General features: G+C 63.6%; 10 protein-coding genes and 1 pseudogene. 4 read left to right on the top strand and 7 right to left on the bottom strand.

The features are described 5' to 3' along the window. The 5 genes and pseudogenes from AC1DY5_RS30385 to AC1DY5_RS30405 all read right to left on the bottom strand — a co-directional run. Nucleotides 1–110, bottom strand: a 110-nt coding sequence (locus AC1DY5_RS30385; RefSeq protein WP_478117520.1) for a DUF4372 domain-containing protein, incomplete at its 3' end; no start/stop codon positions are given. Continuing rightward, a pseudogene (locus tag AC1DY5_RS30390) lies at nt 61–1,217 on the bottom strand (Bug family tripartite tricarboxylate transporter substrate binding protein). The gene AC1DY5_RS30385 and the pseudogene AC1DY5_RS30390, both read right to left, overlap by 50 nt. Before the next feature lie 276 nt (nt 1,218–1,493). Then, on the bottom strand, nt 1,494–1,712 hold the full coding sequence (locus AC1DY5_RS30395) for a hypothetical protein (protein WP_478117509.1): 219 nt from the start codon (nt 1,710–1,712) through the stop codon (nt 1,494–1,496). 72 nt (nt 1,713–1,784) lie between these two features. Then, complete coding sequence (locus tag AC1DY5_RS30400) at nt 1,785–1,955, bottom strand: hypothetical protein (RefSeq protein ID WP_478117511.1); 171 nt, start codon at nt 1,953–1,955, stop codon at nt 1,785–1,787. A gap of 139 nt (nt 1,956–2,094) precedes the next feature. Continuing rightward, complete coding sequence (locus AC1DY5_RS30405; RefSeq protein WP_478117513.1) at nt 2,095–3,021, bottom strand: LysR family transcriptional regulator; 927 nt, start codon at nt 3,019–3,021, stop codon at nt 2,095–2,097. A 125-nt stretch (nt 3,022–3,146) separates the two neighbouring features. Here AC1DY5_RS30405 and AC1DY5_RS30410 point away from each other — a divergent pair, with 125 nt between their 5' ends. The 4 genes from AC1DY5_RS30410 (at nt 3,147) to AC1DY5_RS30425 (ending at nt 6,926) form a co-directional block, all read left to right on the top strand. Continuing rightward, complete coding sequence (locus AC1DY5_RS30410; protein ID WP_478117522.1) at nt 3,147–4,187, top strand: YeiH family protein; 1,041 nt, start codon at nt 3,147–3,149, stop codon at nt 4,185–4,187. Between the two features lie 490 nt (nt 4,188–4,677). Continuing rightward, nucleotides 4,678–4,992: a hypothetical protein gene (locus tag AC1DY5_RS30415; RefSeq protein ID WP_478117515.1), complete on the top strand. Its 315-nt coding sequence runs from the start codon at nt 4,678–4,680 to the stop codon at nt 4,990–4,992. 394 nt (nt 4,993–5,386) lie between these two features. Next, on the top strand, nt 5,387–6,280 hold the full coding sequence (locus AC1DY5_RS30420; protein ID WP_478117524.1) for a tyrosine-type recombinase/integrase: 894 nt from the start codon (nt 5,387–5,389) through the stop codon (nt 6,278–6,280). A 115-nt stretch (nt 6,281–6,395) separates the two neighbouring features. Further along, the gene (locus AC1DY5_RS30425; RefSeq protein WP_478117516.1) at nt 6,396–6,926 is read left to right on the top strand and encodes an H-NS family nucleoid-associated regulatory protein; all 531 of its coding nucleotides are present in this window, start codon (nt 6,396–6,398) and stop codon (nt 6,924–6,926) included. Between the two features lie 320 nt (nt 6,927–7,246). On the opposite strand, the gene AC1DY5_RS30430 is transcribed toward AC1DY5_RS30425, so the two are convergent. Continuing rightward, nucleotides 7,247–8,266 carry a methyltransferase, TIGR04325 family gene (locus AC1DY5_RS30430; RefSeq protein WP_478117517.1) on the bottom strand — a complete coding sequence of 340 codons (1,020 nt, stop codon included), beginning with the start codon at nt 8,264–8,266 and terminating at the stop codon, nt 7,247–7,249. Nucleotides 8,267–8,391: 125 nt separating this feature from the next. Further along, the coding region (pabB, locus tag AC1DY5_RS30435) for an aminodeoxychorismate synthase component I (protein WP_478117518.1) at nt 8,392–9,257 on the bottom strand (866 nt) is incomplete at its 5' end.

Below are 9,257 nucleotides of genomic sequence, written 5' to 3' on the forward strand. Positions count from 1 at the left end.
AGTTGGCAAAACAGCATCGCAACCAGCTGGCCCCAACTGGAGAAGCCCTTGGACGCGTATTCAGCCTGGGTGCGCTTGACGATGTGCTCGAACTCGATGCGCGGAATCAGCTTGAGGATCTGACTGAACATGCTGCATGATGCTTTCACGTTGGGCCTCTCGTGAGTGGGGTGGAAGTTCGTTTGGCGACAACTTTTTACCCCACGCATCGGGATGGCTCAACGCCTTTCTGTCTTGGACAAGAGTGGGCATCGCGACACGCATCTCGGCCGGACTGCGGACAGCGACGTCCAAGCCCTGGGCCTTGCACAGTTCCTTGAACTCGGGCCGGGCCGCTTCCGCCGTTATCGCTGCGCCGATCGTGTTCACCACCGCATCCGGCGTACCGGCACGCACCAGCGCCAGAATGGGTGTGACGAAGTCATAGCCCTTGAGCCCCGACTCGTCCAGGGTGGGCACATCCGGTAGGAGTTGCGAACGCTTCAGGCTGGTGACGGCAAGGGCCCGGATCTTTCCGCCATGCAGCAGCGGCAATGCGGTCGTCACTCCGTTGAAGCCCAGGTCGGCTTGTCCGCTGGCGACATCCACCACGGCCTGCGTGGCGGACTTGTAGGGCACGTGCTGCATGCGGATTCCTGCCATGGAACTCATCAGCGCGGCAGCCAGGTGTGACGAGGTTCCGGTGCCCGGTGTCGCGAAGGACACACTGCCGGGCTTCTTCCTCGAGGCCTCCATGACATCCTGTACGGTCTTGAAGGGCGAGTTGGCCGGCACGAACAGAACAATGGGAGACTGGGCGATGGTCGCCACCGGCGTGAAGTCGGTCGCGGCATTGAAGGTCAAGTTGTCATACAGCGCCGGAAAGCTGTAGTGGGCGCCGGTAGTGAACAGGATGTTGTACCCATCGGGTGCCGCTTGACGACGAAATCGGTGCCGATGGTGCCGCCGGCGCCCGCCTTGTTCTCGACCACGACCGGTGTGTTCCATGTCTTGCTCAACTGGGTAGCGATGAAGCGGGCCGTGGTATCGGTGCCGGTGCCCGGTGCGTTGATGACGACAGCCCGCACCGGCTGCTGCGGATAGGCGTCGGCCCACGCTGCGCGGGGCTGCAAGGCAGCGACGGCATACACGGCGCCTGCCGCGGCCGTGACGAGAAATTGGCGATTGAACATGCGAGTTGTCTCCGGATGGCTGATGGCTGCGTGTCGGCTCTTCATGGGCCGATCGAGCCATCATCCGGCGCGCCTGATGCCAACGGCAATCCGCCGGCGCATAACGTTGCGTACTTCGGGCCCGGGCGCCCGCCGGCGCAACCTGCCGGCGCGAACCTGTCCAGGGGGCGGTGACTTGCGACTCTTTCGCGCCGGCACCGCGCGGGCCGATTCGGCAAGATCACGCTTCATCTMCGACGCCAGCTCGCCGGCGCTGCTGCGGGTCGCGTCGTGCACGCAGTTCAAGTTCGCGTGCGCTCCTTGGTGGCGGGGTCAAGCGTGTCATAGGCCGCGTCGAGGTTGGCGAAACAGGTGTTGCCGCCTTCGGGCGGAATCTCCCTGTGCGCGCAGGCAGGCGCCGCGAGGCGGGTGCTGGTTGTAGGTCATGTCGGAATGCCACACGGCCTCGCCGTCGCCGAGCGCGCCCAGCGGCTTGTTGTCGACCTTGACGTCCAAGATCACGGTAATCTCAGGAGGCAGTTCGCCGTGCTGCCGGCTCATCTCATAGCTCGCGGTGGGGCGTTTGTCCAGGTTGCCGAAGTGGCGCGAGAAGGCGATCTGCGATTTCGAGCGTCAGCGCCTCCTGGCCACGAAAGCGCAGCTCAGGTGTTCGGCCCAGGCGTCCCGGAGGCCGCGCACCTGTTCCCGTGCAAGCGGCTCATTGAGATCGATGCCCCGGACCTCGGCACCGAGAGCGCCGCCGAATGGATGCACGGTGAAACTTGTCGTGGTCGCATGGGTCATGGATGTCTCCTGTGATTTGCGGGCGAGGATTGCGCGCAAGGACCTATCAGTCCAATTTATTTTTCAGAGGACCTTATCCACTTGATCGATGAATGGCCCCGCAGTTGGGGTGCGCAGCGCCGGAACCAGTGCGCGTCGCTCAGCCGGCTCTGTGGTGCTCGGCCGCGCTGCAGTGCGCCAGGAAGTCCGTGGAGGCGCGGCCCAGCCGCTTTTCGCGGTGCAGCACGATGGCCAGTTGGCGGATTGCTCTGGGCAGGCGTGTTCGCAGTTCGATCAAGTGCCCGTCTGCCACGCTTTGTTCCACCGCGTAACGAGAAAGACATCCGAGCCCATCGCTCGCCGCCACCACACCCTTGATCGCTTCGGTGCTGCCGAGCTCGAAGCCGACGCGGACCTGACCCAGATTCTTCAGCAACCACTCGTCCGCGATCTGGCGCGTGCCGGAACCGTGTTCCCGCAGCACCCAAGTGGCCTGAGCCAATTGCCGCGTCGTCGCGCAGCGGTTCGCCAGTGGATTGCCCGGTGCTGCGAGGATCACCATTTCGTCATCCAGCCAGGGTCGCACGACCAGATCGGAGTGCGTCTGAGACCCTTCGACGAAGCCCATGTCGACATCCAGGGCCGCAACCGCGTCGATCACATCGCTGGTATTGCCTATGCGCAGTTGGATCTGGCTCTTGGGATTCAGTTGCGTCCACTGCGATACGAGGCTCGGCAACAGGTATTCGCCGATCGTGAAGCTGGCAGCCACCCGCAATGGTGCCGCGTGCTCGTCGGTAAACAGAGCTTGCACCTCGGCGGCCTGTTCGACCAGGGCCTGGGCCTTGGGCCACAGCGCGCGCCCGTTCTCGTTGAGCAGCAGACGCCGGCCGATGCGGTCGAACAGTTCGACGCCGAGCGCGGCCTCGAGTTCGGCCAGCGACGTGCTCGCCGCAGATTGCGAGCGCGCGATCCGGTCGGCCGCCGCACGTGTGCTGCCGCTGCCCGCCGTGGCCAGAAAGACTTCGAGCTGACGCAGGTTGATGCGTAGACGCTGGAAGGATTGCTGATCTGATTTATCGATCATTCTGAACGGAATTATCCGCTTTTTTCTTTAATCACTTCTACCTACGATCCAACCCACCAAGGGGCCACGACCCATCACTCGCCATCCACGCGCTGTTCGAAGGAGAACTTCCTGTGTCCGATTTCCTGTTGCCATCGTCAGCCGCCGACACGGCCCGCCCCGCCTGGTTGCCGCAGCACCTGAGGCAACTTCTCCCCGGTGCCGGCTTGTCGTGTGTGATTGCGATGGCCGCCACTCTGATGTCCACGTTGCACGGAGGGCCTCAACTCCTGTACGCACTATTCTTTGGCGTGGCTTTTCACTATCTGAGCCATGACGCCAAGACCCGACCTGGCATCGAGTTCTGTTCCCGCACCGTGCTGCGACTCGGCGTCGGCCTGCTCGGGGCTCGGATCACGGCGAGTCAGATTGCTGGCCTCGGCTGGAGCACTGCGGCCATCGTCATCGCGGCTGTCGTGACCACGCTGATGTGTGGGGTGTTGCTGGGACGTGGCCTAGGCATGAACCGCGCGCAGTCCGTGTTGGCCGGCGGTGCGGTCGCAATCTGCGGCGCGTCGGCCGCTTTGGCGATCTCGGCGGTATTGCCACGCAACAAGTACGATGAACGCTTCACCCTGACGGTGGTGGTGACCGTGACCGTGCTGTCCACCTTGGCCATGATGATCTATCCGCTGATTGCCAAGTTGCTGCACCTGTCGCCCGAACTCGCAGGCCTTTTCCTGGGAGGAACGATTCACGACGTTGCGCAAGTGGTAGGCGCGGGCTACATGCTGAACCAGGAAACCGGCGACTACGCCACCATCGTCAAGCTGTTCCGCGTGTCCATGCTGGCCGTGGTCGTGGTGATGGTGTCCAGCCTGTTCAAGCGGCAGCGCGAGGCGAGCGAAAGCGCTTCCACCGGTGCGAAGCCAGCCCTTGTCCCGTGGTTTCTTTGGGTGTTCGTGGCCCTGGTCATCATCAACTCCGTGGGCGGGGTCCCGGCGGCAGTGCAATCGGGTCTCAATGATGTCTCCCGTGCTTGTCTGGTTGTCGCCATTGCGGCGCTGGGCATGAAGACTTCATTCGGCCAACTGGCCCGCGCCGGCTGGCGGCCCTTTGCGCTGCTGATGATCGAAACGCTATGGATGGCCGGCTTTGTTCTGGCCGCGATCGTGATGCGGAACTGAACGCCTGGTCGATCCCGGACTCTACGCCCTCGGCACGCGAAGGGTCGGAGTACGGGAGGAGGCCCAAATGGCCCCCGATCCTTCGAACACTTTGTGGCGGCTGAAACGAACCGATTCCACGATCGGGCGACGGCTATGTGCCGCACGCCTGGCCYCCAGGCGTAGAGTTCACYMGTTGGACTTCCTGTGCGCCTCTCAAGTAGGCAATCGCGGCCTCTCGCAGGCAAATGCAGCATGAAAGGAAGTCCAGGCCCGGCRGCGCAATACTGCCGGGCCTCATCGCACGCCCGGGTTTCGAGACTGGACAAAGTCCCCAATGCGCTGAATTCAACGTGCGAACAGGCACGCAGGGATGGGCTGGCTGCGCACGTCTTCGCGAACGACAAGAATCGTTACGTCTTCTTGTCGTTCCGCCCTCTTGATCCTGCGGCTGTGGGCTCCTATCTTTGCGTCGCTCCCATGTGGTTAATCGGAAAAGGAGGACCCCAGAATGGCCATGGACATGCTCAGGCAACTCGCTGCCTCGCCGTTGCCAGCCACATTCCGCACTTCAGAGGAGATTGATCAGATCAAGCTCCTGCGTGCCGCGGGTCTGGTGATTGCTCTCACCCCCGCTCCCTTGAGTTCGTTGAGGACGCTTTCGGGCACGACAGATGCGGCCCAGGTGCTYGCCATTACCCAAAAGGGGCGCGAGGAGCTGGCCAGGATCTCCCTGCCGGGAGACCTTCCCCCGRTCCCGCGCTCTGCTTCGTCCTGGTGGAAGACCAAATTGAACRCGGTGGTCAACTCGCGTCGCCCGGAATGAYGGAGGTCGACATGCGGGCGTCGTCTGCAAACCCGAAGGTCTATCGCGGCGTATCCATCGCCAYMAAGGTCGACAAGGCCGAAGGCGKCTACGGCCACGCCGATCTGTTCACGGACGGCGAGTTCAAGGCCCGGCTCTGTCGCCGCTCATCGCCCTGATGAAGGATCAGTGCGAAAAGCTTCGCGGGCGAGGCATTGCCGCCGTCCAACTCAACAGCCAGTGTCCGGCAGACGAGATCGAGGCGGCGCGGTCGGCCATCGAAGATTGGCTCGGCGCGCCTCTTCGATGAGGCACCGACCGAAAGCCAATGGGTGGCATTCCACCAGCGCTGGCTCCAGGACCAGCAGGCGCAGGGGCCCTGCGCCTGAACTCGTCCGTCGAGGTCTATCGAGACATGTGGGGCGCCTTCTCGGCTTGGTGCCTGGGTCAATCCCCCGCGCTCACGCTGGAGGCGCTCGACGCGCGCGATCTCCAGGCCTTCCAGGCCCGCGCGCTATGGCATGAAGAGTTCGGATCTGTCGCTCTCCCCCCGCCATGCCTTGCGACTGTTGCGACTGTTCGATCACGTGCTGCGCCATCACGCGGCCGCCACGGGCCTTCTCGTCAACACGGCCGCCGCGGATTGGATCGCGGCGAATCCCGCGATTCGCTACGCAGAGGCGGCCTCAGCCGATCCTCGGCCGGAGTTCTTGTCGCGGAGGCCAAGCAGCTCATCACCTTTCTCTCGCAGGCACGCCCTCGTCCCCATCTGTCCCCGCAAGGTCGTGCCGCACAGGGGGCCTTCACCTGGCAGCAGATCAGGAACCGGGTCGCGGTCGGATTGCAATTGGGCGCCGGCCTGACATCCGGCGACGTGCGCGTCCTGACCCTCGATGCACCCACCTCGCAAGGTGGACGCGTGCGCGAACGGCCATGGCAAGTGGCTGTCCCAGGCAATGGCAATTCACCGGCACGCGAGACGCCGATCGCGCCGTGGGCGGGCGAACTCCTGCAGCACTGGCTGCAGGTGCGCGCCGAAGCGCGCATCGAGGGCCCGTTTCTCTTTCCTTCCACGCGCGCAGGCAAGGCCTGGAGCAAGGAGTCCCAGTACGAGTCCGCCAAGGAGGTCTTCGACGAAGCCGGATTCGATGCCGCCGACGGTGGATCTTTCCGCTTGCGGCATACCTTCGCTTTGCGGCAATTGCGCCGCGGCGCGGAAAGCGAGAAAGTTGCGCGCTGGCTCGGTGTGGAACCCGGGGCCATGAGCAGATACCGCCGGGTCGTTGCGGCTCCCGAAGACGTCGTTTAGTGCCATTGAAGAAGTGCCGAATTCGTACAGTTGCAATGCGTGATATCAATCGCGCGTTTGAGCAACTTTCAACACGGAGTAAGCTGCGGGTCTCCACAATTCCAATTCAATAGCAATGGCACAAACCTACAAGCAGATCCAGAAGCAGATCGAACAGCTGCAACGACAGGCCGAATCCCTGCGCAACAGCGAGATCAAGGGCGTCGTTGAACGCATCAAAGTCGCGATCGCGCATTACGGATTGACTGCTGCGCACCTCGGACTCGAGTCTCGCTCGAGCGCCGCCAAACCGAAGCGCGTGAAGGCTTCGAAGTCTTCCGAGTCCCGCGCCGCGTTCGGGGATGGCAATGGCAACGCATGGTCCGGTCGCGGTCCGCGTCCACGTTGGCTGCGTGAGGCGCTCACATCGGGAAGGTCGCTCGAGGAGTTCCGCGTCGGAGCCACCGCCAGCGCGGTGAGCGCGGAAGCACCTCAAGCCGCGACGGAGACGAAGACTTCCAAGCCCCCGAGAAGGGCCAAGCGCGCGTCGTCGAAGATCACCTACAGCGACGATGCCGGCAATTCATGGACCGGACGAGGTCCGAAGCCCGGTTGGCTCAAGGCCGCGCTCGACGCCGGCAAGACGCTGCAGGATTTTGCGAAGTAGTCTTCGCATTTGAACGCTCCCGCGGGGAGCGCACGTGCCGTGCGATCCGCAAGCGACTGCGTGAGCGCGAGGCCGTCGTCGTGCACGCAAGGCGGAACTGAATCGCGGCGCAAGGGCGTAGGCGCGCAAACGACAAGAATGTCAGGAGCGCACTCCTCCTGCAGCGGCATCGACGCCGTCGATGCGCGCGTAGACGACGACAGCAAACGCAGGCGCTCCGTTCCCCGCTTCGGCGCCAGGCGGCGTAGCGTCTCGAAGGGGTCGCTTCTCGACAGCCGCCGCACGGTCCTCGGCGCCCTGGCTACGGCGGGCGGCGCGGGTCAGGCGGMCCGGTARGGCGGGAGCTTCTCCTTGCCGGAAATGAACTGGCTGTCGATGAAATAGAGTCCGGTGAAATTCGGCAGGCAGCGCTCGGGATGTCCAGCCAGGTACAAGGACCGCTCGGGCACTGCCCACTKGTCCCAGAGCGTGTAGCCGACCTCYTCGATTTCCCCRATGAATCGCCTCCGGTTGAAGACGTGCAGCGGCGCGAACGAGCCTGCGCTGATGTTCTGGGCCGTCACGAAGTCTTCGCCGGCGTAAAGAGGCAACTTGTTCAGGAAGATGTGCCTGGGCCGCACGACGCACTGCTTCAGGAGTTGCGCGGGTCGCGCGTCTTCGATGTAATGAATCGCGCCGGCCGACAYCCAGATCTCGCTGCCCGTCGCCATGACGGCCTGCCGCATGTCTTCCGTGAATGACAGCGCGATCGCGGCATTCGTGGCCGCCAGGCGTCTCCCGATGKCGACCATCGATGGAACTTCGACCACGCGCCAAGTCAATGTCGCAGGCATTTCGATGTAGCGGCGGTATGCGTAGTAGTGCACCCCCACCGACCCCCCGATGTCGAGCACGCTGGTCGCTCCGGCTTGAAACGCGCGCATGAGCCACAGCATGACCGGATAGTCATAAGGGAAAACGGTCTTGCAGCGAACTTCGATGAAGTTCGCCGCCAAGGACGCCTGGTCGAACTCATTGCTTCTGGGAAGCCARGCTCGCGCGTCGGCGAAGCCTTTGAATACGCCATAGTAGGCGCCTGCTCCTTCGYCCGAGAGGAACAGCTCACGCATCCATCGAACTCGCACGGGACCAACGATCGGCTCGTCGATCCATCGGTGGACGGCTCGAACAGCGTGGAGCAAGGACATCTGGTCACCCCTGCGAATCAGCACCGCAAGCGGCCACCCGGACTTGGCACTTCGGTSCGCACTCACCGCGGATGGGTGAGCGGGACAAGAAGAACTCACTCGACGAGGCTTCGGCACATGTCGCCAGTCTAGGCGACGGTCGGCGACGCGCAAGAGTGGAAGTCCTTAGCCGTGCGCCAGCGGCGAGTGCCGATCGCCGATGCCGGCACCGCGGCGGTGTTCGAAATTGCAAACACTACACACTCAGTCTCGTAGGTTTCCTAAGGTTGCCGACATTCTTACTGTATATCTTCAAGTCGGCTATTCGGCTGGGTCGCGTCGCCGCTCAGGCTCTGCCCTCTTCTCAACGTCTGGATGATGCGAACCCCCTTGGCTTCCGTTTCCGCCCATTCGCCCTTTGGATCACTGTCCGCGACGATGCCGCCGCCGAACTGCACCATCACGCGCCCACCGGCAACGATGGCTGTCCGGATGACGACCGAAAGGTCCATGTTGCCGCGGCAATCCAGATAGCCAATGGAGCCGGCGTACCATCCACGGCGCAGGGCCTCGAGCCCCTCGATGATCTCCATCGCCTTGATCTTCGGCGCACCGGTCATCGAACCTGGCGGCCAACACGCGCGCAGCAGTTGCGCCACATCGCAGTCGGGGCGCAGTCGTGCCCGCACGGTCGACACCATCTGCCACACGCTGGCATAGGGCTCCAGCCCGAACAGCTCGGGCACTTCAACGCTGCCGGTCACGGCCACGCGCCCAAGGTCGTTGCGCATCAGGTCAACGATCATCACGTTCTCGGCGCGATCCTTCGCGCTCGAGGCCAGCCACTGGCGTCGCATTGCGTCCTCGCCTTCGTCGGCACCACGCGCTGCGGTGCCCTTGATCGGGCGCGCCTCGAGCCGGTCGCCCCTCCGATGAAGGAATCGCTCGGGCGAGCAACTTGCGATCGCGAATCCCGGCCCTTCGAGGTAGGCCGCGAAGGGCGCCGGATGTGCAGACACGAGATCTTCGTACAAGGCCCAGGTATCGCCCTCGAAGGCCGAGTCTTCGCGCCGTGTCAGATTGACCTGGAGCACTTCGCCGCGGACGATGGCCCCTTGGATGGCCTGGACGCCGCTCTCGAACTCAGCGCGTGACGTACGCAGGG

The sequence above is a fragment of the Variovorax sp. P4_D9 genome (assembly GCF_056401695.1).

Excerpts from the sequence above, each read along its gene's own strand:
- AC1DY5_RS30420 (WP_478117524.1), top strand. The coding sequence starts at position 5,387 with ATGTGGGGCGCCTTCTCGGCTTGGTGCCTGGGTCAATCCCCCGCGCTC.
- AC1DY5_RS30425 (WP_478117516.1), top strand. The coding sequence starts at position 6,396 with ATGGCACAAACCTACAAGCAGATCCAGAAGCAGATCGAACAGCTGCAA.
- AC1DY5_RS30405 (WP_478117513.1), bottom strand. The coding sequence starts at position 3,021 with ATGATCGATAAATCAGATCAGCAATCCTTCCAGCGTCTACGCATCAAC.
- AC1DY5_RS30395 (WP_478117509.1), bottom strand. The coding sequence starts at position 1,712 with ATGAGCCGGCAGCACGGCGAACTGCCTCCTGAGATTACCGTGATCTTG.
- AC1DY5_RS30400 (WP_478117511.1), bottom strand. The coding sequence starts at position 1,955 with ATGACCCATGCGACCACGACAAGTTTCACCGTGCATCCATTCGGCGGC.